Origin of the sequence: Streptomyces sp. NPDC093544 (assembly GCF_040683495.1) — a bacterium.
GTDB lineage: Bacteria > Actinomycetota > Actinomycetes > Streptomycetales > Streptomycetaceae > Streptomyces.
The window spans coordinates 95,769-121,262 of record NZ_JBFBEA010000001.1 but is presented as its reverse complement, the minus strand read 5'-3'; the positions used below and the strand labels follow the sequence as shown (position 1 = coordinate 121,262).

20 protein-coding genes are annotated in these 25,494 nt (G+C 68.5%); 9 read left to right on the top strand and 11 right to left on the bottom strand.

Features of this window, described 5'->3' with window-relative positions; genetic code table 11:
* Positions 1–49 precede the first annotated feature (49 nt).
* The 3 genes from AB0N66_RS00465 to AB0N66_RS00455 all read left to right on the top strand — a co-directional run bounded on the left by AB0N66_RS00465 (position 50) and on the right by AB0N66_RS00455 (position 4,399).
* On the top strand, positions 50–2,308 hold the full coding sequence (locus AB0N66_RS00465) for an MMPL family transporter (protein WP_365426285.1): 2,259 nt from the start codon (positions 50–52) through the stop codon (positions 2,306–2,308).
* A 135-nt stretch (positions 2,309–2,443) separates the two neighbouring features.
* Entirely contained in the window at positions 2,444–3,625 is a 1,182-nt protein-coding gene (locus tag AB0N66_RS00460; RefSeq protein WP_365426282.1) for a sensor histidine kinase, read from the top strand.
* A 93-nt stretch (positions 3,626–3,718) separates the two neighbouring features.
* Positions 3,719–4,399: a response regulator transcription factor gene (locus AB0N66_RS00455; protein ID WP_365426279.1), complete on the top strand. Its 681-nt coding sequence runs from the start codon at positions 3,719–3,721 to the stop codon at positions 4,397–4,399.
* Positions 4,400–4,421: 22 nt separating this feature from the next.
* On the opposite strand, the gene AB0N66_RS00450 is transcribed toward AB0N66_RS00455, so the two are convergent.
* The 3 genes from AB0N66_RS00450 to AB0N66_RS00440 form a co-directional block, all read right to left on the bottom strand.
* Positions 4,422–5,276 carry an endonuclease/exonuclease/phosphatase family protein gene (locus AB0N66_RS00450; protein ID WP_365426276.1) on the bottom strand — a complete coding sequence of 285 codons (855 nt, stop codon included), beginning with the start codon at positions 5,274–5,276 and terminating at the stop codon, positions 4,422–4,424.
* A gap of 119 nt (positions 5,277–5,395) precedes the next feature.
* On the bottom strand, positions 5,396–5,683 hold the full coding sequence (locus AB0N66_RS00445) for a DUF397 domain-containing protein (RefSeq protein ID WP_365426274.1): 288 nt from the start codon (positions 5,681–5,683) through the stop codon (positions 5,396–5,398).
* A complete protein-coding gene (locus AB0N66_RS00440) occupies positions 5,665–6,507 on the bottom strand; it encodes a helix-turn-helix transcriptional regulator (protein WP_365426272.1) in 843 nt (280 codons plus the stop codon). Before AB0N66_RS00440 ends, AB0N66_RS00445 begins: the two co-directional genes overlap by 19 nt.
* Positions 6,508–6,684: 177 nt before the next feature.
* Here AB0N66_RS00440 and AB0N66_RS00435 point away from each other — a divergent pair, with 177 nt between their 5' ends.
* The 4 genes from AB0N66_RS00435 (at position 6,685) to AB0N66_RS00420 (ending at position 8,815) form a co-directional block, all read left to right on the top strand.
* Positions 6,685–6,939, top strand: coding sequence for a hypothetical protein (locus AB0N66_RS00435; RefSeq protein WP_365426269.1), 255 nt, complete (start codon positions 6,685–6,687; stop codon positions 6,937–6,939).
* 158 nt (positions 6,940–7,097) lie between these two features.
* A complete protein-coding gene (locus AB0N66_RS00430) occupies positions 7,098–7,286 on the top strand; it encodes a hypothetical protein (protein WP_365427257.1) in 189 nt (62 codons plus the stop codon).
* Between the two features lie 97 nt (positions 7,287–7,383).
* The gene (locus AB0N66_RS00425; RefSeq protein WP_365426266.1) at positions 7,384–7,968 is read left to right on the top strand and encodes a TerD family protein; all 585 of its coding nucleotides are present in this window, start codon (positions 7,384–7,386) and stop codon (positions 7,966–7,968) included.
* Positions 7,969–8,296: 328 nt separating this feature from the next.
* Positions 8,297–8,815: a hypothetical protein gene (locus AB0N66_RS00420; RefSeq protein WP_365426263.1), complete on the top strand. Its 519-nt coding sequence runs from the start codon at positions 8,297–8,299 to the stop codon at positions 8,813–8,815.
* An 89-nt stretch (positions 8,816–8,904) separates the two neighbouring features.
* On the opposite strand, the gene AB0N66_RS00415 is transcribed toward AB0N66_RS00420, so the two are convergent.
* From AB0N66_RS00415 to AB0N66_RS00400, 4 genes are all read right to left on the bottom strand, one after another.
* Positions 8,905–10,878 carry a discoidin domain-containing protein gene (locus tag AB0N66_RS00415; RefSeq protein ID WP_365426260.1) on the bottom strand — a complete coding sequence of 658 codons (1,974 nt, stop codon included), beginning with the start codon at positions 10,876–10,878 and terminating at the stop codon, positions 8,905–8,907.
* Positions 10,879–10,980: 102 nt separating this feature from the next.
* Positions 10,981–14,541, bottom strand: a complete 3,561-nt coding sequence (locus AB0N66_RS00410; RefSeq protein ID WP_365426257.1) for a choice-of-anchor D domain-containing protein — start codon at positions 14,539–14,541, stop codon at positions 10,981–10,983.
* A 602-nt stretch (positions 14,542–15,143) separates the two neighbouring features.
* Complete coding sequence (locus AB0N66_RS00405) at positions 15,144–16,472, bottom strand: class I SAM-dependent RNA methyltransferase (protein ID WP_365426254.1); 1,329 nt, start codon at positions 16,470–16,472, stop codon at positions 15,144–15,146.
* A 138-nt stretch (positions 16,473–16,610) separates the two neighbouring features.
* Complete coding sequence (locus tag AB0N66_RS00400; protein WP_365426251.1) at positions 16,611–18,686, bottom strand: APC family permease; 2,076 nt, start codon at positions 18,684–18,686, stop codon at positions 16,611–16,613.
* 627 nt (positions 18,687–19,313) lie between these two features.
* Between AB0N66_RS00400 and AB0N66_RS00395 the strand changes: the two genes are divergently transcribed.
* Together AB0N66_RS00395 and AB0N66_RS00390 are read left to right on the top strand one after the other, a co-directional pair.
* The gene (locus tag AB0N66_RS00395; protein ID WP_365426248.1) at positions 19,314–19,985 is read left to right on the top strand and encodes a TrkA family potassium uptake protein; all 672 of its coding nucleotides are present in this window, start codon (positions 19,314–19,316) and stop codon (positions 19,983–19,985) included.
* Entirely contained in the window at positions 19,985–20,662 is a 678-nt protein-coding gene (locus tag AB0N66_RS00390; RefSeq protein WP_358853058.1) for a TrkA family potassium uptake protein, read from the top strand. Before AB0N66_RS00395 ends, AB0N66_RS00390 begins: the two co-directional genes overlap by 1 nt.
* 73 nt (positions 20,663–20,735) lie before the next feature.
* Here AB0N66_RS00390 and AB0N66_RS00385 read toward each other — a convergent pair whose 3' ends face one another.
* The 4 genes from AB0N66_RS00385 to AB0N66_RS00370 form a co-directional block, all read right to left on the bottom strand.
* Entirely contained in the window at positions 20,736–21,491 is a 756-nt protein-coding gene (locus AB0N66_RS00385; RefSeq protein WP_365426245.1) for a DUF3159 domain-containing protein, read from the bottom strand.
* Positions 21,492–21,494: 3 nt separating this feature from the next.
* On the bottom strand, positions 21,495–21,893 hold the full coding sequence (locus AB0N66_RS00380) for an OB-fold nucleic acid binding domain-containing protein (protein ID WP_365426243.1): 399 nt from the start codon (positions 21,891–21,893) through the stop codon (positions 21,495–21,497).
* A gap of 159 nt (positions 21,894–22,052) precedes the next feature.
* Complete coding sequence (locus AB0N66_RS00375) at positions 22,053–22,736, bottom strand: response regulator (protein ID WP_365426240.1); 684 nt, start codon at positions 22,734–22,736, stop codon at positions 22,053–22,055.
* Positions 22,733–25,333, bottom strand: a complete 2,601-nt coding sequence (locus tag AB0N66_RS00370) for a sensor histidine kinase KdpD (protein ID WP_365426238.1) — start codon at positions 25,331–25,333, stop codon at positions 22,733–22,735. The genes AB0N66_RS00375 and AB0N66_RS00370 overlap by 4 nt, the downstream gene beginning before the upstream one ends.
* Positions 25,334–25,494 lie beyond the last annotated feature (161 nt).

The following is a 25,494-nucleotide window of genomic DNA, read 5'->3' as shown; positions in this document are numbered from 1 at the left end:
CCCCGGGAGCCTGAGAGGTATCCGAGATCAGATGTGGAGACCTCTGCCCGTGGCTACCTTTCTCTATCGACTGGGCCGTCTGGCCTTCCGGCGGCGCTGGTTCGCCGCCCTCCTGTGGGTGGCGGTGCTCGGCGGTGTCGGCTTCGGCGCGGCCACCGCGCCGACCGCCCCCGACCAGAGCTACGCCATGCCGGGCATCGAGTCCCAGAAGGCGTTCGACCTCATGGAGCAGCGCTTCCCCGGTTCCACGGCCGACGGGGCGAGCGCCCGTGTCGTGTTCGTCGCGCCCGAGGGGGAGAAGGTCACCTCGCCCGAGAACCGTGCGGTCATCCAGAAGTTCGTGGCCGAGGCGTCCGACGGTTCACAGGTCGCCGGTGCGGTGAGCCCGTTCCAGGCGAAGGCGGTGAGCGAGGACGCCTCGACGGCGTACTCCACCGTCACCTACAAGGTGAAGGCCGACGATCTCACCGACGCCGCCAAGAACACCCTGAAGGCCGCCATCAAGGAGGCCCAGGGCTCGGATCTGACCGTCGAGGTGGGCGGAACCGCGCTGGCGACCCAGCCCGCGGCGGGCGGCATGGCCGAGGTGATCGGCGTCTCCATCGCGGCCGTCGTGCTGCTGATCACCTTCGGTTCACTGGCCGCCGCCGGGCTGCCGCTGCTGACCGCGATCATCGGGGTCGGCGTCAGCATGGCCGCGATCATGGCGCTGGCCAGCACGTTCGGCCTGTCCTCGACGACGGGCACGCTGGCCACGATGCTCGGGCTCGCGTGCGGTATCGACTACGCCGTGTTCATCGTCTCCCGCTATCGAGAGGAGCGCGCCAAGGGCCACTCGCCCCAGGAGGCGGTTGGTCTTGCCACCGGTACCGCCGGGTCCGCGGTCGTCTTCGCGGGGCTCACCGTCGTCATCGCGCTGGCCGGCCTCGCGGTCGTCGGCGTGCCGATGCTCACCAAGATGGGTCTGGCCGCCGCGGGAGCGGTCGCCGTCGGCGTCCTCATCGCGCTGACGCTGGTCCCGGCCCTGCTCGGCTTCTGGCCGAACGCCGTACTCTCCCGCTCCACCCGCAAACGCGGCCGGGTCAAGGAGACCGGCGAGAACCGGGTCAAGGAGACCGCCGAGAACCGTGTCGAGGACACCGGCGAGAACAACGGGGGCACCCGCTGGGCACGGTTCGTCCTGCGCCGCCCTCTGCCCGTACTCCTCGTCTCGGTCGTCGGCCTCGGCGCCCTCGCGATCCCGGTCCTTGACCTCCAGCTCGGCACGAGCGGCGACGAGGCCAAACCCACCTCCACCACCGAGCGCCGCGCCTACGACGACCTCGCCCAGGGCTTCGGCCCCGGCTTCAACGGCCCGCTGACCATCGTCGTGGACGCCAAGGGCGCCGCGGACCCGAAGGCCGCGGTCCAGGTGATCGAGGAGAGGATCGGTGACACGGAGGGAGTCGTCTCCGTGTCGGCCGCGCGGTTCAATCCCACGGGCGACACGGCGGTCTTCTCCGCGGTCCCGGCCGACGCGCCCACCAGCGAGAAGACCAAGGACCTCGTCCAGACCATCCGCGAGGACCGTTCCGCGACCGAGTCCTCGACCGGCGCGGAGTTCGAGGTCACCGGCACCACCGCGCTCAACATCGACGTCGCCCAGAAGATGCAGGACGCGCTGATCCCGTACCTGATCGTCGTGGTGGGCCTGGCCATCGTGCTCCTGATGGTCGTCTTCCGCTCCATCCTCGTACCGATAAAGGCGGCCTTCGGCTTCCTCCTGTCGGTCCTCGCCGCCCTCGGTTCCGTCATCGCGGTCTTCCAGTGGGGCTGGGGCGCGAACCTCATCGGCGTCGAGTCGACCGGCCCGATCATGAGCATGATGCCGATCTTCCTGGTGGGCATCGTGTTCGGTCTCGCCATGGACTACGAGGTGTTCCTCGTCGCCCGGATGCGGGAGGCGTACGTCCATGGGGACGGGCCCGGTCAGGCGGTGGTCACCGGGTTCCGGTACAGCGCCCGGGTCGTGGTGGCGGCCGCGCTGATCATGATGGCGGTGTTCTCCGGGTTCATCGGTGCCGGTGAGTCAATGATCAAGATGATCGGCTTCGGCCTCGCCATCGCCGTCCTGTTCGACGCGTTCGTCGTCCGCATGGCGCTCGTGCCCGCGGTCCTCGCGCTGCTCGGCAAGGCGGCGTGGTGGATGCCGCGTTGGCTGGACCGGATCCTGCCGAAGGTCGATGTGGAGGGCGAGGCGCTGAGTCAGCAGTCCACCGCATCCCCTGCGCAGCCGGACCCGGCCGACCTGGAGTCCGCTCACGCCTGACGGCTCACGTCTGACGGCTCACGTCTGACAGCCCCCGCGCCGAGGGCCGCCCGTGGCGACACGAGCGACCCTCGTTGGCGGTTTCCGCACCACCGCGCCCACCATGGACGCAGCTCGATCCGACCGGGAGAACCGATGATCACCAGCTTGAAGCGATACGTGGACACCCATCCTCGCGTCGTCGACGTGACGGTCATCGTGCAGGTGTTCAGCCTCACCCTCCTCGGCAGCGCCACAAGCCTCCAGGAACCTTCCGGCGACCACATCCCCTGGTGGCCCGGTGTGGTCCTGGGAGCCGTCGGCTCCGCGGCCCTGTGGTGGCGCAAGAGCCACCCCCGCACCGTCGTGGCCGTGACCGCGGTCACCGTCAACACCAGCAGCGCGGTGGGTTATCTGATGACGCCGCTGCTCCTCGCACCGCTCATGCTCGCGCTGTACGCGCTCGCCATGTACACCAACCGCAGGACGGGACGTATCGCCCTCCTCGCCGTCGTCGTCCTGCTGGTGGGCACGGCCCTGGTCGGCGACCAGTACGACCACCCGTGGCCCCTCAAGACGATCGGCCCCGTCTTCTGGGCGCTGACGCCGCTCGCCTGGGGCACCGCGACCCGGCTGCGCCATGCCTACGTCGAGGCCGTGCAGGCCCGCGCCGAACACGCCGAGCGCACCCGCGAGGAGGAGGCACGGCACCGGGTCGCCGAGGAGCGCGTACGCATCGCCCGCGAACTGCACGACGTCGTCGCCCATCACATGGCCCTGGCCAACGCGCTGGCCGGCACCGCCGCACACCTCGCGCGCACCCACCCGGACCAGGTCCCGCGGATGCTCGACGACCTGGCCGGTACGACGTCCTCGGCGCTGCGTGAACTCAAGTCCACCGTCGGCCTGTTGCGCCAGTCGGACGACCCCGACGCGCCCCTGGAACCGGCCCCGGGACTGGACCGGCTCGCCGAACTGACCACCGCGTTCGCCGCCGCCGGGCTCACGGTCACCGTCACCGCGGACGGCGACGAACAGCCGCTGTCACCGGGCGTGGACGTGACGGCGTACCGGATCGTGCAGGAGGCACTCACCAACGTCGCCAAGCACGCCACCGCGAAGACGGCACGCGTCCACCTCGTGCACTCCCCCGACTGGCTGAAGATCACGGTCAGCGACGACGGTGATGCCTCGGCCCCCGCCGTTCCGGGTGCGAGCGGCGGCTTCGGTCTCATGGGCATGCGCGAGCGCGCCCAGTCCGTCGGGGGCCGTCTCCAGGCGGGCCACCGCCCGGACGGCGGCTTCACGGTGACCACGGAACTGCCGATCCGTGCCTAGGGCACACCTAGGACCCGTCACCACGGACATCACGAGTATCCCGGACATCAACACCCCCGCTCCCTCCCCAGATTCGGAAGAAGACAGCTCCAGATGACCATCCGCGTCCTCCTCGCCGACGACCAGGCCCTCCTGCGGGCCACCTTCCGGATCCTGATCGACTCCTGCGACGACCTGACCGTGGTCGGCGAGGCCGTCGACGGCAAGGAGGCGGTCGAGCTGGCCCGCGTCCACCGCCCCGACGTCGTCCTCATGGACATCCGGATGCCCGGTACGGACGGCCTCGCCGCCACCGCCGCGATCTGTGCCGACCCGGATCTGTCGGCCAGCCGCATCCTCATCCTCACCACGTTCGAGATCGACGAGTACGTCGCCCAGGCGCTGCGCGCGGGTGCGAGCGGTTTCCTCGGTAAGGACGTCCGCGCCGACGAACTCCTGGACGCCATCCGCACCGTGGCCTCCGGAGACAGCCTCCTCTCCCCCCTGGCCACCCGCGCCCTCATCACCCGCTTCCAGACCACCCCGGCACCCGGCGCACCGCTCGCGCTCCCCGGCGCCCTCGACACCCTCACCGCCCGCGAACGAGAGGTGATGGCGCTGGCCGCGGAGGGCCACTCCAACACCGAGATCGCCGAGCAGCTCTTCGTCAGCCCTTTGACCGTACGCACCCACGTCCACCGCGCGATGACGAAGCTCAACGCCCGCGACCGCGCCCAACTGGTCGTCATCGCCTACCAGTCGGGCCTGGTACGCCCCGCGCCTCCGCAGGGTTGATCAGGAGCCTCCTGGATGCGATTCAGAGCCTGATGTGAGCGGCTATCGGCAGGTGGTCGCTCCCCGTCGCAGGCAGCGACCAGACTTCGGTGACTGTCGCCGAGCGGGCCATGATCTGGTCGATGCGAGTCATGGGCAGCGAGGCCGGCCAGCTGAACGCGAACCCTGAACCAGCCGCGTCCATCTGCGAGTTGACCGGCGCGAGACCGCGGTCGTTCACCGTGCCGTTGAGATCCCCGAGCAGAATCACCTTGTCCAGCCGCTCGGCGGCAATCGCTTCGCCAAGGCGAACAGCGCTCTCGTCCCGCAAGGGGGAACTGAATCCGCTCGTCAGGCCGAGGCGTACGGACGGCAGATGAGCCACATACACAGCGACATCGCCCTGTGCCGTACTGGCGGTCGCCCGCAGCCCACGGTTCCAGCCCTCCCCGATTCCCTCCGGCCTGATGTCCACCAGTCGCACGTCGGAGAGCGGGTACTTCGACCAGAGTCCGACCGTGCCCTCTGCCGCGTGATGGGGATAGTCCGTCGCCAGGGCTGCCGCGAAGGCCGGCAAGGCGGAAGGCGTCAACTCCTCCAAGGCGATGAGGTCGGCCCGGGGCTTGAGCAACGTCCTCGCGGTGCCTGCCGGGTCAGGATTTACGTCGCTGACATTGTGCTGAACGGCAGTGATCTGCCCCGCCGATTCATGGCTGGGCGGCAGCAGCAGATCGCCGAAAAGGCCGACCCACGCCGCGACAGGGAGCAGCAACGCGATCGATGCGACGAAGGAGCGGCGCAGGATCGCCCCGGCCAGCAGTACCGGGACGGTCAGACCGAGCCAAGGAAGGAACGTCTCAACAAGGCTGCCCAGCCGGCCGGGTGTATTCGGGACCACGGAATGAAAGACCAACGGGAGGGCGGCCAGCACGGCAAGCAGCGCAAGAACGCGCCCTTGCCTCCATTCGTACGACGTCACACGTTACGACGACGCCGGGCGCGTTGATCCGGTTCCGGTCAGGCGGTGAGTTCGCCACCCTTCACGGCCGAGACGAACGACGCCCAGTCGTCCGCGGCGAACGTGAGCACGGGGCCGTGCGGGGTCTTGCTGTCGCGGACGGGGACGAGGGAGGCGAAGTCGTGGGAGACCTCGACGCATGCGCCGCCGTCCGAGTTGCTGTGGGAGCTCTTGCGCCAGGCAGCCGCGCTCAGGAGGTCATCAGAGACCTCGACGCACTCACCGCCGTCCTGATTGCTGTAGGAGCTCTTGCGCCACGTGATGGCACTCAAATCGCGGGATCGCACGGTACTTCCTCCAGAATGCGCAGGACGACCTTCCGCGACTCGGCCGGGGACAAGGCCAAGTCGCGCACGGCATCGTACTTGAGCTGCATTTGCTCAACAGGCGCGGTTTCTCCGATGAGTTCACCGCGATAGCCGTTCTCGACGTATGCCACGGTACGTCCCTCCGGCAGTCGAAGGAACATCACGGCTGCACCCATCAAGCCATGCGGCCCCGCACTGAACGGCAGCACATGGAGCGTCACGTTCGCCCGCTCCGCAACCTCCCCCAAGTACTCCAACTGCCCCCGCCACTCCCCCACATCCCGCAAAGGCGTCCGCAGCACCGCCTCCGACAGGATCGTCCGGAACGGCGGTGCGTCCTCCCCCTCCAGCAACTCCCGCCGCCCCATGCGCGCTTCGACCTGCTGCTCCAGTTCCTCCCCCTTGAGCCCGCCCGCGGCCAGTACCTCCCGCGCGTACCCCGGAGTCTGAAGCAGCCCGGGGAGGACACTCACCGCGAAGTGCCACAGGCTCGTCGCCTCCGCCTCAAGCGCCATGTACTGCCGATACCGCTCGCGGAACTGGGTCTTGTCGCTCACCGCCAGTTCCCACAACGCCAGCAACAGCCCAGGCGTCCCGTAGTGCTGGTCGAGCGCCTGCACGACCTCGGGGCCGCCCAGGGTCTCGCCCTTCTCCATCTTCCCGAACAACGACCAGTCCCAGCCCAGCCGTTCACCGAGCTGCCGCAGGCTGTGACCACGCTGCGTGCGCAGTAACCGCAGCTCCTCCGCGAACCGTGCGCGTGGTTCCCGGCTGCGGCCGGTGACCGCTCGTCTCGTCGGCATGCCGTTCCCCTCGGTGGAAGGTGTGGAACTTGCGTGGTCTTCCGGGGAGGCCCGCCCCGCCGACGGCGTGTCCACCTCGCTCCCGGCGCATTCTCGTAATGCCTTCGTCACGCACGGTAGTTCACGCCGCGTGGCCAGGGCGGAGAAACCGTGCAAGAGCAACCGATGGAGCACGCCATGACGACCCAGCGCCGTACAACGCCCACCGACGCCAAGGTCCAGGAGGCGATCGAAGCCCGCGACGCCCTCGCCACAGCCCTCACCCACGCCGGCGTCCAACTCCCCGCGATGGACGTACGTACCCCCTACGTGAACGGCGGCGACAGCGACGCCACCCTGTCCACCCGCTACGCCCTCGTCCACCTCGGCGTCTGCTCCGCCCCCGTCGCCCTGACCCTGGCCGCCGTAATCATGAGGGGAACCGGCCGATGACCGCCAACGCACAACCGGAACCCGAACCCGAACCCGCTACTGCTACTGCTACTGCTACTGCTACTGCTACTGCTACTGCTACTGCTACCGCTACCGCTACCGATCCGACCATCGGCACCCCCGTACGCGACACCGTCCGCAACCGCGTCGGTCTCGTGATGGGCCGCGAGGGTCCCTACCTCCAGCTCCGCCCACTCGGCGGCGGCCGCGAATGGGACGCGGACCCGGCCGGTGTGGAACCGATGACCGAGGCCGAGTTCCTGAGCGCTCGCGTCACCGAGGTGAACACACGCAGCCGCGAGGCTGTTACGCGGAGCGACCTCCCGCGACCAAATCCCCTCCACTGACTCCCCCTGTCCCGGTATTTCTGGACCTGGTGTGCTCAGCTCTGACTGTTCCAGACACAATTCGTGTGTCGCAGTCGCCTCACCAAGGGGTTCACGCATGATCACACTCACGAAAGAAGACGGCCCGGCGGATCTGGATGGGGTGACCCACCTGACCATCGGAGCGTCCTGGGACCCGACCGTCGGCAGCAGCGGCGGCTTGATCGGGAAGATCCGTCAGAAAGTCGGTACCGACCTCGATCTGATCGCCATCGCGATGCAGGGGGCGGACCCGGTGCGGCTGGCCGGCCTCGACTCCCCGGATCCGCTGGGCAACGGCTCGCTGCTGCACAGCGGGGACAACCAGACCGGCCAGGGGGACGGCGACGACGAGACGGTGACCGTCAACTTCGCCAAGGTGCCGACCAACATCACGTCCATCGTGTTCGTCGCCGCCGCGTACAAGAAGGGCAGCAACTTCCAGAAGGCGCGGAACATCAGTTTCAAGGTGTACGACGCGACGGGCGGCAGCACCCAGCAGGTCGCCGACATCTGGCCGAGCCTGCTCAGCGCGGACAACGGCTGCGCCGTGGCCAAGGCCATTCGGGACGGCGCGAACTGGAAGCTCCAGGTCATCAACGAGACCGGGAAGATCAAGCAGGGCGACGAAAAGGCCCTGATGCGCTTCGCCGTCAGCAAGTAGCGGGCTCCGGGTCGGCGCTGCCCCCAGCGCCGACCCGAACGCCGGGCGTCCGACGCGAGTTCCAGCGGGCGTTACGGCACGCATCACATCAGAGATCACGCCAATATCGCCACGCCCCGCCTGCCAGCCACCCGTCAGCCGACAGGCATGCTTCCGCCCCCCTGAGCACCGCATCCCCACCCCATGCCGTGCACATATGCAGCCCAGGTGACCACTTCACACACTCGCCGCACCGACGTCACACAAGGAACACATTCAGCCGGTCGGCGGTCGAGGCACGCTTCGCGGGGCAGACGGCGCCCGGGCGACCCGCCTAGCCTCCCGGGCCATGCGATCACCACTTACGACACGCCTGGGCCTCGCCACCCTCCTCGGTTTCCTCCTCGCCGTCTTCGGCCTGGGCACGAGTGCGAGCGCGGCGGACACCGACCTGACGTTCGCCACCGACTCCGCCACCACGACGCCCGGCGGCACGGTGAACCTTTCGATGACGCTGACCAACAACAAGACCTACGACATCCTGTTCGTCTACCAGACGATCGATCCCACCTGGCTGACCACCCAGCGGCCCGACCTCAAGTACAGCTTCACCGGCTGCAGCCTGACCACGAGCACCGGCAGCACCCCCTGTTCCGGCACCGGGCCCACCAACCTGGGCACGAACTACGGCGCCACCATCCCGCCCGGCCAGAGCCGGACCGTGAACCTGACCCTTCAGGTCGCCGCCGACTCGGGCTGCAACGGCAACATCGGCTTCTACTCCTACTACTACGCGGACTTCAGCGACGCCACGAACACCAGCGGCGGCCCGGTCTACACACCGGAGACGCGCGTCCTCTGCGCCTGACCTCCGACCGACCCACCGACACCCCGCGCCCGGTCCCACCGCGCGGGGTGTCCGTCATCAGGTCCGCCGCAATCCAGTACGCCGTTTCATCAGACGCCGAACACCTGGAACTCCGAAACCTGCCCGGCCGGCCAGCCGTTGTTGGCCGTGAAGGTCAGTCGTACGTAGCGGGTGGTGACGGTGGAGGGGAGCGTGAGGGTCGCGGTGTTGCCGGTCGCCGGGTCGAAGGTGTAGCCCGCCGAGGCGAGAAGCTGGGTGAAGGTGCCGGCATCTGCGCTGCCTTGGACGGCGATGCTCTGGGTGCGGGTGGCCCAGGCGGTTGCCGGGGGAAGGCGGAGGACGATCCGTTTGACGCCGGTCGCGGCGCCCAGATCGACCTGGACCCACTGTGGGAAGGCGTTGTTGGCGGACTCCCAGTAGGTATTGGCGTCGCCGTCGGTCGCGTTGCCCGAGGCGTAGATCTGGGTGTGACCGCTCTCCGAAGTAGGGCGGCGGAGGGCAAGGTTGGTGGTGCTGGACGGGGGGTCGGTGGTGACGGTGGCCTGGTTGGAGGGCTGCGACACGTTGCCCGCCGCGTCGAGCGCCACGACGGCGAAGGTATACGTGGTGGACGCGCCAAGTCCGGTGACGGTGAAGGAGGTTGAGCTGGCTGTGCCCACCTGGGTACTGGTCGAGCCGGACACCTGGAGGATGCGGTAGCCGGTGACACCGACGTTGTCGGTCGACGTGCTCCAGCCCAGCGAGACCGAGTTGCTGGTGTGCCCGGTGACGGTGAGGGCGCCCGGCGCGGCCGGCGGTGTGGTGTCGCCGCCGGTGGGAACGACCGGCTGGGTGGGGCGAGTTGCGGTCAGCGCGATCTCGCCCTTGAGCATGCGGCCGCCGTCACCGGTCAGGCGAAGGTAGTAGTCGGAGGAGCAGGCGGTGCCGTCTTCGTCGAGGGCGAGGAATCCGGAGTTGGTGGGCACCCACGCCTGGGTCTCGGCGGTCTTGGCGATCTGGTTGCCCTCGTTGTACTCGTCGAACATCGAGATGTAGACGCCCTGCACCCCGGCCCGCACCACGTTGTAGAACTGCCGCCACATGAAGTCGCCATGCGCGCGCTGCCGACCGGAGACATCGCCGGGCAGGACGCAGGGCTGGTAGTCGATGCCGTTGGCGTTGCAGTCGGCCTGGTCGCCGACGGTGTAGGTGTTGTAGGCGTTGTCGGCGTCGGTCACATTGCCGATGGCGCCGACCATCCACGGCGAGATCATGTTGAAGGCGTGGTAGACGCCCAGATAGCCGGGCCGTGAGCCCCCGGTGCCCGTCCGCCATTCGCGCGGGACGCCGCCGATGACGTAACAGCCCTGTCCCTTGAACCAGTTGATGACGTCGAGGCAGGCGTCGGCGGTGAAGGGGTGGTTGTTGTCGTTGAAGCCGAAGCCCCAGATGCAGACGACCGGCTTGCCGTTCTGCTTCGCGTACGCCGAGGACGCGGTGTGCGCGGACATCTTGTTCGTCCAGTCCGTCTTGATCTCGGACTGCATGTTCGTCCAGTTGGTGACGTCGTACATGACGTGGAACTTCCGGCCGTACGACTCGGCGGCGCTGCGCACCTTGGTCGCCATGGCGTCGCGGGTGGGGCCCTCGCCGCCGGTGGGGTTGAAGCGCTGGAGCGCCGCGGTGTCGATGTTGTTCTGCTGCATCCACAGGAAGTGGGTGTTCACCGTCTGCTGGTCGTAGGAGGAGAACAGCTTGGCGGGCTGGCCGTTGCCCAGAGCGGCGTACGACGTCTGGTACGTGTTGGTGTACTCCCGCACGTCGGGCCAGCAACTGATGCCGGTGTTGGACGGGGACGGCGGCTGGCCCCAGTTCTGGGTCCAGTGCCACCAGCCGTTGATGGGCGCGCCGTCGCCGATGCAGGCGAACCAGCCCTGGTAGCCGACGGTGATCTTGCCGACCACGTCGCCCGGCGGGCTGGCCGCCGACGCGGCCTGGGCGAGCACGGTCTCGGTCGCTCCCACGGTTCCCACCGCGGTGGCCGCGACCGCGGCCCTCAGGAAGACTCTGCGTGTGACACCCATCTGGACTCCTCCGGACTCTTCTTGGCTCCTCTTGACTCCGCTTCGGTGGTGGGCGCCGCCGAGCGCGCTCACGCTCGCGCTCGGCGGCACCGTCGGGTCGGATCAGGCGTTCCAGACCTGGAACTCCGAGATCTGACCCGCCGACCATCCGTTGTTCGCCGTGATGTTCACCCGGACGTATCGCTGGGTGGTCGCGGTGAATGTGATGGTGACCGTGTTGTTGGTGGTGGGGTCGAAGGTGTACGTGGCCGACGACTTGATGGTGGTGAAGGCGGTGCCGTCGGTGCTGCCCGACACGGACAGCGTCTGGTTGCGGGCGCCCCAGGTCGCGGGGAGCTGGAGGACGACGCGGCTCGCACTCTGCGCGGAGCCGAGGTCCGCCTGGACCCACTGCGGGAAGGCGTTGTTGGCGCTCTCCCAGTAGGTGCCCTGGTTGCCGTCCGTCACGTTCGACGACGGGTACACGGAGGTGTGGCTGGACTCGGTGGTGGCCGCGCCGGCCGCCAGGTTCCTGCTCACCGCGCCGGCTCCGGTGCCGGTCAGCGCGACCGTGGTCGTGCCGTTCGACGCGTTGCTGGCGATGCTGAGATCACCGGTGCGGGTGCCGGACGCGGTGGGCCTGAAGGTGACGTTGACCGTGCAGGAGGCGTTCGCCGCGATCGACGTACCGCAGTTGTTGGTCTGCGAGAAGTCGCCCGTGACGGTGATGCCGGAGACGGTCGCGGCCGCGGTACCGGTGTTGGTCACCGTGACCGGCTGCGCACTGCTGGAGGTGTTGAGCGCCTGAGTGGGATACGACAGTGAAGTCGGGCCGGCCGACAAGGTCGCCGGTGAGGAGCCGCCGCCGTTGGGGAACACCTCGAAGTCCGACAACTGGGCTGCGTTCCAGCCTGTGTTGGCGGTGATGTTCACCCGCACGTATCGCGCCGTGGCGGCGCTGAACGTGATGGTCGCCGTGTTGTTGTTGGTGTTCGGGTCGAAGGTGTACCCGGCCGAGGCCTTGATCGTGGAGAAGCTGGAGCCGTCCGTGGATCCCTGCACCGACAGGGTCTGCGTACGGGCCGACCACGCCGTCGTCGGCGGGAGTTTGAGCACGACCTTGCCGACGCTGTAGTTCTGGCCGAGGTCGACCTGAGCCCATTGCGGGAACGAACCGTTCGTGCCTTCCCAGTACGTCGACGCGTCCGGGTCGGTGAGGTTCGAGGCGACGTACGGGCTGTTGCCCGAACTCGCCGACGCCGGCCGTCCGGCGGCGACATTGGTGGTGCTGTCGATGCCGGTGCCGGTCAGGGAGACGGTGGTCGGGCTGTTGTTGGCGTTGCTGGTGACGGTCAGGTTGCCCGCACGCGATCCGCCCGTTGTGGGCTTGAACCCGACGTTGACCGTGCAGGACGCGCCGATCGCGAGGGTGGAGCAGTTGTTGGTCTGGCTGAAGTCACCGGTCGCCGCGACGGCTGAGACGGTCGCCGACGCGGTGCCCGAGTTCGTCACCGTCACCGTCTGCGCGGTCGCCGACGAGCCGACCACCGTGGCGGGGAAGGACAGGCTCGCCGGGTCGGTGTTCAGCACCGGGCCCGGCGCGGTGCCGGTACCGGAGAGGCTGACGGTGTTGGTGATCCCGCCCGCGTTGACGGTCAGAGATCCGCTACGGCTGCCGGTCGCCGTCGGCGCGAACTTCACACTGACCGTGCACGAGCCGTTCGCCGCGATCGACGAACCGCACGTGTTGGTCTGGGAGTAGTCGCCGCCGGTGGAGATCGACGAGACCGGCGCGGCGGTGCTGGTCGGGTTGGAGACCGTCACGGTCTGTGCGGCGCTCGTCGAACCGGTCGCCACCGAACCGAAGTTGAGCGCGCCGGGAGTGGCTGTCACGCCTTCGGCCGGGTAGGGCGGATACACCGGAGCCGGCCAACCGCCGCAGTACGGCGTGCCGCTGATACCGGAGTTGCCGCCGCCGTCGGTGACGACGAAGTTGCCGCCCGAGCAGTTGTACACCGGGGACGAGTAACCGACGCCGGTCGCCGTGACGTTGGTGAACTTGGCGGCGCCGCCGGTCTGTTCCTGGAGAGCGAAGGTTCCGGTGCCGGCGATGGTCACGTTGTTGAGATTGACCCCGCTGATGGTGCCCTCGACCCACTGGACCGCTTCGTACGGACTCTGCTGGATCAGCGCGTTGGTCACGTTGATGGGTCCCGTGATCGCGCCCTGGCTGCCGTCGAACCACAGGGCGCCGACCCCGAACTGCCAGTTCGGGTCGAGGCTGCCGGCCCGGATCATGGTGTTGTCGGAGATCGTGGTGAGGCCGACCGGCGTCGACGTGAAGCGCTGTCCCACGTGGATGCCGCCGCCCTGGGAGAGGCCGGTGTCCACCACGCGGTTGCCGCTGACCGTGTTGTCGTGGCCGCCGTAGATCGCGATGGCGTTGGCGAGGATCTGCAGTGACACGGTGTTGTTGGAGATCGTGTCGTTGGCGTCGGCGCCGATGGCGGAGTCCGCCCAGGTGGCGATCCCGTCGTCGCCGGTGTTGCGGATATCGCTGTTGGTCACCTTCGAGTTGGTGACGGCGCCGTGGAAGTTGATGCCGTCCGCGGTGGTGTTCCGGATGCGCATGCCGGTGAACGTCAGTCCGTCCATCGGCCCGTCCATCCAGGCGCCGACTTTCATGTGGTCGATCCAGAGACTGGAGACGGTCGAGTTGCTCATCGCGCCGCCGATGCCGTTGACCTGGGCGCTGTCGTTGCGTTCCTGCACATTGCCGAAGATCGCGAAGTTCTGCAGGCGCACACCGGTGCTCGCCGAGGGCGCGGAGTTGCCGTAGAAGCCGGGGGCCGTGCCGATGACGGTCGAGTACCACATGCCGGCGCCGGCGATCGTGACGTTGTTGACGCTGATATGGCCGGGGATGTTGTAGTTGCCCGGCGGGATCCACACGGTGCCGCCGGGTCCTGCCGAGCTGATCGCGGCGTTGAACGCGCTGGTCGCGTCGGCCACACCGGTCGCGTCGGCGCCCTTGCTGGTCACCGACACCGACCCCGAGGGCGCGGTCAGGGCGGCACCGACCTGCTCGAAGTCGGCGAAGTCGATCGTGTACGAGGAGGCGGTGTCCTCCGCATCGACCTGCAACTTGAAGGTCGTTCCCGCCGGATAGGTGGTGGAGAACAGGCGGTGGGCCTCGTCGTAGAAGTGGTGCGGGTTGCTCCCCGGCGTGTTGGTGAAGGGGTAGCTGCCGTAGTACCAGCTGTAGGCGTTGGTCAGGGTGAAGTTCGGCTGCTTGACGCCGTTGATGTACAGCGACAGCGGGGCGGTGTAGACCGAGCCGCCCGAGGTGTCGGGGATGCTGTAACGGAAGTTGATCGAGTTGGTCGCCACCGGGGCGGTGAACGTGACGTACTTGCCGGTGCCCTGCAGCGTCGTCGCCTTGCGGTACGACGCCTCGTCGGCCAACTGGCCCTGGGTGTAACTCGGGCCGATGGACGTGCCGTTGGTGGCGGAGTTCTCCGCCTGCACCTCGACGTACGGCAGGCTCGCGCCGCTGCCGCCGGTGGCGGTGGACGCCGCCCAGGCGGGTTGGACGGCCAGCGCGACGACGCCGACGGCGGCCAGCATCACGGTGCTGACCGCCCAGACGAGGGCGCGTCTCAGATCTCGGATGGAATGGAACACTTGCCACTCCTTTCATCACGAAATGCCGGACCTATTCCACTGACGCCGCCCGAGAGGGAGGGACGGGGGCCACAGGGAGAGGGGGGAGGCAGGGGGCGGTAACGACGCGTGGGGGACCGTAATCTCGTCGACATGAACACGCAATAACCCGACAGAACATTGCAACAATAAAATTTCTGCCTGCAAGATCTAATGTTCCGTCCTGAGGCTCCGCCCATTGCCGGGCCGCGCAGGCCGCGCACATGTCAGTGCCGCCGGACAGAGCGTCCGGCGGCACCGTGGGGAGAGTCGGGTCAGGAGGCCCAGATCTGGAATATCGTGCTCACCGCCTGGTCGGCGAAGGTCAGTGACCCGGGAGACACAAAGCCCCCCATCCACCCCGCCAGACTCCGACGAAGTAAAGAGTCCCCCATGCAAGTCACTGCAAGTTTCTTGCTAAACCCCGTAAATTCCAAAGAATACCTGGCGTCACACGGCTGCTACCGACGACCGCCGTGGACAACCCAGGGCGCGGCCCGGATCACCACTCTCGGCCCGCGCACCACTCACCCCACCGACTGGCCACAGTCGCCTTCACCACCATGCCGGAAAAAAGCCGCAGGTCAGGCGGCCTTGGCCATCGGTTCAAGGATGGCGACGCACTCGACGTGATGCGTCATCGGAAACAGATCGAACGCCCGCAGCGTCCGCACCTTGTACCCACCGTCCCGGAAGTACCCCAGGTCCCGCGCAAGCGCCGCCGGGTCGCAGGCGACGTACGCGATGCGGCGGGCGCCCAGGGACGCGAGGTGTTCGACGGTCTTCTTGCCGGCGCCGGAGCGCGGCGGGTCGAGGACGATCAGGTCGACCTCGGTGATGCCGGTGCGCGGGAGGTCGGATTCGACCTTGCCCTGTTCGATGCGGACGCGGTCGAAGGCGGCGAGGTTGTGGCGGGCGTCCTCGACGGCACGCTTGCCGGACTCGATGCCGAGGACCGCGCCCTTGTCGCCGAGGCGGTCGGCGAGGGCGCCGGCGAAGAGGCCGACGCCGCAGTACAGGTCGAGCGCCATCTCGCCCTTGCGCGGCATCAGGCCCTGCATGACGGCCTTGACCAGGGTGTCCGCGGCCTGCGGGTGGACCTGCCAGAAGCCGCCGCTGCCGACACGGTACGTACGGCCGTCGGCGCGCTCGCGGACGAAGGCGCGGCCGTGGACGCGGTGGATACCGCCGTCGTGCTCCTCGACGCGCATGACGGAGACGGGCTTGTCGAGCTCGACGAGGGGCAGCCGGGCGCCGGGCCTGGGTTCGAGGATCACCATGCGGTCCTGCGAGCCCGTCGCGGCGATCGCGTCGACCGACACCATGCCGGACCAGTCACGCTCCTCGACGCCGAGCTCACTGACACCTTCGGCCGCGATCATGCAGTGGTCGATCGGCTCGACCTCGTGCGAGCGGTGGCGGCGCAGCCCGGCGTTCCCGTCCGGATCAACGGCGTACTGCACGCGCGTGCGCCAGGCCGGGACCTCGCCCGCCGGCAGCTTGTCGCCCTCGGCGGGCATCACCGTGCCGTCCCAGCCCGCCTCCTCCGGCGTGAGGCCCGCGAGCCGCTGCAGCTGCTCGGTGATGACCTCGCCCTTCAGCCGTCGCTGAGCGCCCGGCTTGGCGTGCTGCCAGTCGCATCCGCCGCAGCGGCCGGGACCGGCGTACGGACAGGGGGCCTCGACGCGGTCCTTGGACGGTTCGAGCACCGTGACGGCGTCGGCGCGCAGGAACCGCGCGCCCTCCTCGCCCTCGGTCACCCGCGCGAGGACCCGCTCGCCGGGCAGGGTGTGCCGGACGAAGAGGACCTGTCCCTCGGCCGTACGGGCGATGCAGTGCCCGCCGTGGGCGACAGGGCCGATCTCGACCTCGTACTCCTCCCCCACCAGCGATTTCTTCGGTTCTGCCTGCATGGCGGGGTGACTCCAGATGCGAAAAAGGTGCGGAAAGCGCGGACGGCCGGACAACAGCCCACCAGTCTACGTGGCCACCGCCCGACCGCTCACCACAAGCCAACGGGCATCAGGACCAAAGCCCAGGGCCCAGGGGCATCAGCCCTTCGCCGAACCCGATGGCTCCTTCGTCGACCCCGACGGCTCCTTCGGACGCTCGTGGGCCGGACCACGCCGCACCGCCCCCGGCGCGTTCCACTCCTGCCGCTTACGGGCCCGCTTCCGCGCGACCTCGGACGACTCCAGCTGGTAGGGCACCGACGTCACCATCACGCCCGGCGTGAACAGCAGCCGGCCCTTCAGCCTGAGCGCGCTCTGGTTGTGCAGCAGGTGCTCGTACCAGTGGCCGACCACGTACTCGGGGATGACCACCGAGACCACGTCGCGCGGCGAGTCGCGGCGCAGCCCCTTGACGTACTCGATGACGGGACGGGTGATCTCGCGGTACGGCGAGTCGAGGATCTTCAGCGGTACGTCGATGCCGCGCCGCTCCCACTCCGCGCGCAGCGCCTTCGTCTCGGTCGCGTCGACGTTGACGCTGAGCGCCTCCAGGCTGTCGGAGCGCATCAGCTTGGCGTACGCGAGGGCCCGCAGGGAGGGGCGGTGGATCTTGGAGATCAGCACGACGGAGTGGACGCGGGAGGGGCGGACGCTGTCGTCGGAGGGCCCCTCGGGCGCGGCCAGTTCCTCGGCGACCCGGTCGTAGTGCTTACGGATCGCGCTCATCGTCGCGTAGAAGATCACCATGCCGAGCAGCGCGACCCAGGCGCCGTGCGTGAACTTCGTGACGAGTACGACGACCAGCACGAGCCCGGTGAAGAAGGCGCCGAAGGTGTTGATCGCCCGGGAGCGGACCATGTGGCGGCGCTTGGCCTGGTCCTTCTCGGTGCGCAGGTGACGGTTCCAGTGCCGGACCATGCCGGTCTGGCTGAGCGTGAAGGAGACGAAGACACCGACGATGTAGAGCTGGATGAGCTTGGTCGAGTCCGCCCCGTAGGCCCAGACGAGCAGCGCGGCCGCGAGCGCGAGCAGCACGATGCCGTTGGAGAAGGCGAGGCGGTCGCCGCGGGTGTGCAGCTGGCGCGGGAGGTAGCGGTCCTGCGCGAGGATGGAGCCGAGCAGCGGGAAGCCGTTGTACGCGGTGTTGGCGGCGAGGAACAGGACCAGCGCGGTGGCGGCGGCCAGCACGATGAACAGGAAGCTGCCCTTGCCGAAGACCGCCTCGGCGACCTGCGAGATCACCGGGTTCTGGACGTAGCCGGTGCCGACCGCCAGGCCGTTGTGGATGAGGTCGACGGCCGGGTTCTCGGCCATCCGAACCTTGGTCGCCATGGCAAGGCCGATGATGCCGCAGAACATGGTGACGGCGAGCAGGCCCATCGCCGCGAGGGTGGTCGCGGCGTTCTTCGACTTGGGCTTGCGGAAGGCCGGGACACCGTTGGAGATCGCCTCGACGCCGGTGAGCGCGGCGCAGCCGGAGGAGAATGCGCGCAGCAGCAGGAAGACGAGGGCGAAGCCGGAGAGTCCCTGATGCTCGGCCTCGATGTGGAAGTCGGCGGTCGGCGCCTTCATGGTGTCGTTCAGGACGAACCCACGGAACGAGCCCCACGCGATCATGATGAAGACGCCCACCACGAAGACGTACGTCGGAATCGCGAAGAGCTTTCCGGATTCCTTCACTCCGCGCAGGTTCATCAGCGTGAGCAGCACGATGACGGCGACCGCGCACAGCACCTTGTGCTCGATCACGAACGGGATCGCGGAGCCGAGGTTCTCGATGCCGGAGGCGATCGAGACGGCGACGGTGAGGACGTAGTCGACGAGCAGCGCGCTGGCGACCGTGAGGCCGGCCCGGGGGCCGAGGTTGGTGTTGGCGACCTCGTAGTCGCCGCCGCCGCTCGGGTACGCGTGCACGTTCTGCCGGTAGGAGGCGACCACGGTGAACATCAGCACCACGACCGCGACGGCGATCCACGGGCTGAAGTGGTAGGCCGACACGCCCGCGATGGAGAGGACCAGGAGCACTTCTCCGGGTGCGTAGGCCACGGAGGAGAGCGGGTCGGATGCGAAGACGGGGAGTGCGATGCGCTTCGGCAGGAGCGTTTCTCCGAGCCGGTCACTGCGCAGTGCGCGCCCGATCAGGATCCGTTTGGGCACGTCGGTCAGTTTGGACACGCAGAGGATCGTAAGCGTTCGAACGGGCGGCCGCCCACCTGCCGCACGACATCTGCCCTCCGAGTGAAAACGGGCACATGCCCCGCTGCGGATTCCGCAGTCGCACAGATCCGCGTGCCTATATGAAAAACATCCACATTTGCCCGCTTATGGAGGTTCCATGCACGCCACCGCGGAGCTCATCGGCGCGACCGCCGGCCTCATCGGCCTCGGAATCCTGACTCTCCTGAGCGTCCGCAGCATCAACCGCCGCTGACCCCTCGGCACCCCTCTCCGGTCAACCTTCGACGACCCCTGTGATCGGCAACCTCCGTGATCACATGCAAGCGGAGCCGAGTGACGGCTTCCGGTCAGATACCTGGCATGAGGCTGACGTGACCCAGATCACAGAGGCGGGCTCCTAGGCCTCGGCCCCCCGTCGATCCGTACGGCTTTGCCGATACGGTGGAGGGGGACAAGCGAAGCAGACGGCCCACACCTGCGCGGGATCACCATCAGGATTCACCGGCATGATGTTGCCTAGTGGCCGAAAACTGGCTGCAGCGTGTTGCCCGGCGAGCCGAGAGAGAGCTATGAGCAGGACATTTACGCAGGTCAGTGGCCTAGCGGGGAGTACGGGGTAAGGCCGTGCATATTGTCATCATGGGCTGCGGAAGAGTCGGTTCCGCTCTTGCCCAGACCCTGGAGCAACAGGGGCACACGGTCGCCGTGATCGATCAGGACCCCACCGCCTTCCGACGACTGGGCTCCGGGTTCGGCGGCCGTCGCGTCACCGGAGTCGGCTTCGACCAGGACACCCTGCGCGAGGCGGGCATCGAGGAGGCCGGCGCCTTCGCCGCGGTCTCCAGCGGCGACAACTCGAACATCATCGCCGCCCGGGTGGCCCGCGAGATGTTCGGCATCGAGAACGTGGCGGCACGCATCTACGACCCGCGCCGCGCCGAGGTCTACCAACGCCTGGGCATCCCGACCGTCGCCACCGTCCGCTGGACGGCCGACCAGATGCTCCGCCGACTGCTGCCCTCGGGCGCCGAGCCGCTGTGGCGCGACCCCACCGGCGGCGTACAGCTCGCCGAGGTGCACGCCTCCACCGCCTGGGTCGGCCACAAGATCAGCCGGCTCCAGGACGAGACCGGCGTACGCGTGGCCTTCCTCACCCGGCTGGGCGAGGCGGTCCTGCCCACCTCGCAGACGGTGCTGCAAGAGGGCGACCTGGTGCACGTGATGATGCGCACCTTCGACGTGGACAAGGTCGAGGCGTCCTTCGCCAAGGGCCCTGAAGAGGAAGCCGGTCACTGATGAGAGTCGCCATTGCCGGTGCCGGCGCCGTGGGCCGCTCGATCGCGGGCGAGCTCCTGGAGAACGGTCACGAGATCCTGCTGATCGACAAGGCGCCCACCGCCATCTCGGTCGAGCGCGTCCCGCAGGCGGAGTGGCTGCTCGCCGACGCCTGCGAGATCACCTCCCTGGACGAGGCCGCGCTCCAGCGCTGCAACGTGGTCATCGCGGCCACCGGCGACGACAAGGTCAACCTCGTCGTCTCCCTCCTCGCGAAGACCGAGTACGGGGTCCCGCGGGTCGTCGCCCGCGTCAACAACCCCAAGAACGAGTGGCTGTTCAACGAGTCCTGGGGCGTCGATGTCGCCGTCTCCACCCCGCGCCTGATGTCGGCCCTGGTCGAGGAGGCCGTCAGCGTCGGCGACCTGGTCCGCCTGCTCCGCTTCAGCCACGGCGACGCCAACCTCGTCGAGCTGACCCTGCCGCCGGAGTCCGCCCTGGCCGGCACCCAGGTCGGCGACGTGGAGTGGCCCGAGGACACGTCCCTGGTCACCATCATCCGCGGCACCCGCGTCCTGACCCCCTCCCGGGAGGACTCCCTGGAGGCCGGCGACGAACTCCTGTTCGTGGCCGCGCAGGCCCGCGAGGAACAGCTGGAGGACCTGCTGTCGGTGCGCCGCGAGGACGCGACGAGTTAGCCGTTTCCGGTACGAGGATGGGGGGCGCCCGGAGATCTCCGGGCGCCCCCCATCCTCGTACACGCTGAGACTGTTACGCCTCTCGGCGGTGGCTGGTCGGCGCGGTGTCGCCACGCTCCTGTGCGAGTGCGACCTTGCGCTCGTCCTCGGCCTTCTCCGCGGCCTCCATCTCGGCGAACACGTCGATCGGCGGCGGCGCCTTCGCGAGGAAGACCCAGGTGAGCCAGACGGCGAGCAGGAAGGGCGGGATCTTCAGGGCGATCAGGACCCAGCCGAACTGGGTGGTGTCGCCCCACCAGTAGAGCGGGAAGAGGACCGCGCACTTGGCGAGCAGGATCAGGCCCCAGGCCCAGCTGGCCTTCGCGTACGCCTTCTTGCGGCCGGGGTTGCGGGTGCGCCAGGAGAGGTTCTCCTTGAAGACCGGGCCGAGCATCAGGCCGATCAGCGGGACACCCGCGAGGGTCGTGGCGATGTAGGCGACGGCCAGGCCGAGCGTGTAGAGCATGCCCGGCAGGTAGAAGTCCTTCGCGTTGCCCGTCATCATCGCGAAGACGACACCGAAGGCGACACCGAAGACGCCGCTGAAGGCGTGCTTGACGGTGTCCTTCATGACCAGGCGGACCACGACGAGCAGCACGGACACCGCGAGGGCGGCGATGGCCGCCGAGTGCAGGTCCTTGTTGATCGTGAAGATGGTGACGAAGAGGAGGCCGGGCACGACCGTCTCGACCATGCCCCGCACACCGCCGAACGCCTCGAAGAGCGCGGCCTCCGTCACCGCCCTCGAGTCCTGCTGGGGGTCTTCGGTCGGCTTGTCGAGCGACGTCACCGGCTACTCCCGTCCAAGCGGTCTGAGTTCGTACTTCGGGTTGAAGAGCACCCTACGGCCCCGGCTCATGGAGACGCGGCCCGATGCGATGAGTTTGCGCCCCGGCTCGATGCCCACGATGGAGCGTCGGCCGAGCCACACCACGTCCAGGGCCGCCGAGCCGTCGAACAGCTCGGCCTCCAGGGCCGGGACTCCGGCACGCGGCCGCAGAGTGACCGTGCGCAAGGTACCAGTAACCGTGACGACCTGTCGGTCGTGGCAGTCACCGATACGCGTGCAGCCTGCGGTTTCGGCGTCCTCGCGCAGTTCCTCGGACTCCAGGTCCTCCTGGGACGAGGAGAGCCTGTCCAGCATGCGCCGGAACCGGCCCGCAGGCTTTTCGGAACGAGGAACACCACTCATACCGAAAGCGTACCGGGGGTCGCTGACAGCGTCGTACCCACGAAGGTCAGCATTCGAACGTACCCCACGAGAGTCAGCGTTCGAACCGATATCCCATCCCCGGCTCCGTGATGCTGCATCCCCCGGGGGCAACCCCCGGCCCCCCGGCCGACTCACGGCTCACCTCTCGAAGCGGTATCCCATCCCCGGCTCCGTGATGAAGTGCCGCGGATGTGAGGGGTCCACCTCCAGCTTGCGGCGCAGCTGCGCCATGTAGACCCGCAGGTAGTTCGTCTCCGTGCCGTACGACGGCCCCCAGACCTCCTGGAGCAGCTGCTTCTGGCTGACCAGGCGGCCCGTGTTGCGCACCAGGACCTCCAGGAGGTGCCACTCCGTGGGGGTCAGGCGCACATCGCGTCCGTCGCGGTTGACCTTCTTGGCGGCCAGGTCGACGGTGAAGTCGTCGGTCTCGACGATCACGTCGTCCTCGCCGCCCCCGGTGGGCTCCGCGCGACGGACGGCGGCGCGCAGCCGGGCCAGCAGCTCGTCCATGCCGAAGGGCTTGGTGACGTAGTCGTCGGCGCCCGCGTCGAGGGCCTCGACCTTCTCGTCCGAGGAGTGCCGGGCGGAGAGCACCAGAATGGGCACCCGGGTCCAGCCGCGCAGCCCCCTGATCACCTCGACGCCGTCCATGTCGGGAAGGCCGAGGTCGAGCACGACGACGTCGGGGTGCCGGGCGGCGGCGAGCTGGAGCGCGGTGGCGCCGTCGGGGGCCGCGTCGACCTCGTACTTGCGTGCCTTCAGGTTGATGACGAGGGCTCGCGTGATCTGGGGCTCGTCATCGACCACGAGGACCCGGGTCATGAGGCCTGCCTTTCTGCTGATGGTGCTGATGCATCTGCTGCTGACGCATCTGCTGCTGATGGTGCTGACGCAGTTGGTGATACCGCGGTGGTCGGGTCGGGGCGGCTGGGCAGCGCCCGGAGCGTGAGCACCATGGTGAGGCCGCCGCCGGGGGTGTCCTCGGCGTTCAGTGTGCCGCCCATGGCCTCGGCGAAACCACGGGCGACGGCGAGGCCGAGGCCCACGCCGGCGCCGCGCGGAGCGTCGCCGTAGCGCTGGAAGGGCTCGAAGATACGGTCCTTGGCCTCGTCAGGGACGCCGGGGCCGCGGTCCACCACCCGCATCTCCACCCGGTCGGCCATGGCGCTGGCCGACACCAGGACGAGTTCGTCGGCGGGACTGTACTTGACGGCGTTCTCGACGAGGTTGGCGACCGCGCGCTCCAGCAGTCCCGCGTCGACGACGACCATGGGCAGGGTTTCGGGGATGTCCAGCTCGACGCTGTCCTCGGGTACGCCGCCGAGTGCCATCGGGACCACCTCGTCGAGGTCGATCTCGCGGATCAGCGGGGAGACGGTGCCGGTCTGGAGGCGGGACATGTCCAGCAGGTTGCCCACCAGGTGGTCGAGCCGGTCGGCGCCGTCCTCGATGCCTTCGAGGAGTTCCGCCTGATCCTCCTCCGACCAGGCCACATCGTCCGAACGCAGGGACGAGACCGCCGCCTTGATGCCCGCCAGCGGGGTCCGCAGATCGTGACTGACGGCCGCCAGCAGCGCCGTACGGATGCGGTTGCCCTCGGCCAGTTCCTTCGCCTGGTCGGCCTCGTGCTGGAGACGCTGCCGGTCAAGGACCACCACGGCCTGCGCGGCGAAGGCGGCCAGAACACGGCGGTCGGAGGCAGGCAGTACCCGCCCGGAGAGCGCGAGCGCCATGTGGTCGCCCACCGGGATGTCCACGTCCGCGTTCTCCGGACGGACGCACGGATTCGGGCCCACACTCCCCGCGCACGTCCACGGATCGACGTCGCTCTCCCGCTCCAGCAGCGCCACCGACTCCATCCCGAACGTCTCCCGGACCCGTTCGAGCAGCGCCTCCAGGCTGTTCTCGCCCCGCAGCACACTGCCCGCCAGGAAGGAAAGGATCTCCGACTCGGCACGCAGCCGGGCAGCCTGGTGGGTACGCCTGGCCGCCAGGTCGACCACGGAGGCCACGGAGACGGCGACGCCGAAGAAGATCGCGATGGCGACGATGTTCTTGGGATCGGCGATCGTCAGCCGGTGCAGCGGTGGCGTGTAGTAGTAGTTCAGCAGCAGGGAGCCGAAGGCCGCCGAGGCGAGGGCCGGGTAGAGGCCTCCGAGCAGGGCCGCCGCCACCGTCAGTGCCAGGAACAGCAGCATGTCGTTGGCGAGGCCGAGATCCACCGTGTTCAGGAAGAGCGCGAGGAGCACCGGACCGACCACACCGACAAGCCAGCCCCAGATGATCCGGGAACGGCCGAGCCGCGCACCCCGCGCCACCGGCAGCCCTCGGCCCTTGCCCGCCTCGTCGTGCGTGACGATGTGCACGTCCAGGTCGGATCCCGACTCCCGGGCGACCGTGGCGCCGACGCCGGGCCCGAACATGTACTGCCAGGTCTTGCGGCGCGAGAAGCCGAGCACGATCTGCGTGGCGTTGACGCCCCGCGCGAAATCCAGCAGCGCGGCCGGGATGTCGTCCCCGACGACGTGGTGGAAGGTGCCGCCGAGGTCCTCGACCAGGGTGCGCTGGACGGCCAGTTCCTTGGGCGAGGCGGAGGTCAGCCCGTCGCTGCGGGCGATGTAGACGGCCAGCACCTCACCGCCCGCACCCTTCTCCGCCAGCCGCGCCGCACGCCGGATCAACGTCCGGCCCTCCGGACCACCCGTCAGCCCCACCACGATCCGCTCCCGCGAACCCCAGATCTTCGAGACCCGGTGATCGGTGCGGTACTCGGTCAGATACTCGTCGACCCGGTCGGCCACCCACAGCAGCGCCAACTCCCGCAGAGCGGTGAGATTGCCAGGCCGGAAGTAGTTCGACAGCGCAGCGTCGACCTTGTCCGACTTGTAGATGTTCCCGTGCGCCATCCGCCGCCGCAGCGCCTGCGGCGACATGTCGACCAGCTCGATCTGATCCGCCCGCCGGACCACCTCGTCCGGAACGGTCTCCCGCTGCCGTACACCCGTGATCGACTCCACCACATCACCCAGCGACTCAAGATGCTGGATGTTGACCGTCGAGACGACATCGACCCCGGCCGCGAGCAGCTCCTCCACGTCCTGCCAGCGCTTGGCATTGCGGGAGCCGGGAACGTTGGTGTGGGCGAGTTCGTCCACCAGGGCGACCTGGGGGTGCCGCGCGAGTACCGCGTCCACGTCCATCTCGCTGAAGACGGTGCCGCGGTACTCCAGCTCCTTGCGCGGTACCTGCTCCAGGCCGTGCAGCATCACCTCGGTACGCGCGCGACGGTGGTGCTCGACGAACGCGACCACACAGTCGGTGCCCCGCTCGACGCGCCGGTGCGCCTCGGAGAGCATCGCGTACGTCTTGCCGACGCCCGGTGCCGCGCCCAGATAGATCCGAAGTCTGCCGCGTCCCATGGCCCCTATTGTCTTCCCGTCACCGCTGTGTACGCAGCGTCGACCTTACGGCCAATAATCCCGGCAAAAGGGACGGAGGGCTGGACGGAGGGCGTTTTGACACAACCCTGACGGCCGGGCACCCGTGTCGCTACTGGGCACCCGGCCGCGGGATGGATCAG

Coding starts and splice junctions, on each gene's coding strand:
- AB0N66_RS00460 (WP_365426282.1), top strand. CDS start 2,444: ATGATCACCAGCTTGAAGCGATACGTGGACACCCATCCTCGCGTCGTC.
- AB0N66_RS00455 (WP_365426279.1), top strand. CDS start 3,719: ATGACCATCCGCGTCCTCCTCGCCGACGACCAGGCCCTCCTGCGGGCC.
- AB0N66_RS00440 (WP_365426272.1), bottom strand. CDS start 6,507: ATGCCGACGAGACGAGCGGTCACCGGCCGCAGCCGGGAACCACGCGCA.
- AB0N66_RS00435 (WP_365426269.1), top strand. CDS start 6,685: ATGACGACCCAGCGCCGTACAACGCCCACCGACGCCAAGGTCCAGGAG.
- AB0N66_RS00430 (WP_365427257.1), top strand. CDS start 7,098: ATGGGCCGCGAGGGTCCCTACCTCCAGCTCCGCCCACTCGGCGGCGGC.
- AB0N66_RS00425 (WP_365426266.1), top strand. CDS start 7,384: ATGATCACACTCACGAAAGAAGACGGCCCGGCGGATCTGGATGGGGTG.
- AB0N66_RS00420 (WP_365426263.1), top strand. CDS start 8,297: ATGCGATCACCACTTACGACACGCCTGGGCCTCGCCACCCTCCTCGGT.
- AB0N66_RS00415 (WP_365426260.1), bottom strand. CDS start 10,878: ATGGGTGTCACACGCAGAGTCTTCCTGAGGGCCGCGGTCGCGGCCACC.
- AB0N66_RS00405 (WP_365426254.1), bottom strand. CDS start 16,472: ATGCAGGCAGAACCGAAGAAATCGCTGGTGGGGGAGGAGTACGAGGTC.
- AB0N66_RS00390 (WP_358853058.1), top strand. CDS start 19,985: ATGAGAGTCGCCATTGCCGGTGCCGGCGCCGTGGGCCGCTCGATCGCG.
- AB0N66_RS00380 (WP_365426243.1), bottom strand. CDS start 21,893: ATGAGTGGTGTTCCTCGTTCCGAAAAGCCTGCGGGCCGGTTCCGGCGC.
- AB0N66_RS00375 (WP_365426240.1), bottom strand. CDS start 22,736: ATGACCCGGGTCCTCGTGGTCGATGACGAGCCCCAGATCACGCGAGCC.
- AB0N66_RS00370 (WP_365426238.1), bottom strand. CDS start 25,333: ATGGGACGCGGCAGACTTCGGATCTATCTGGGCGCGGCACCGGGCGTC.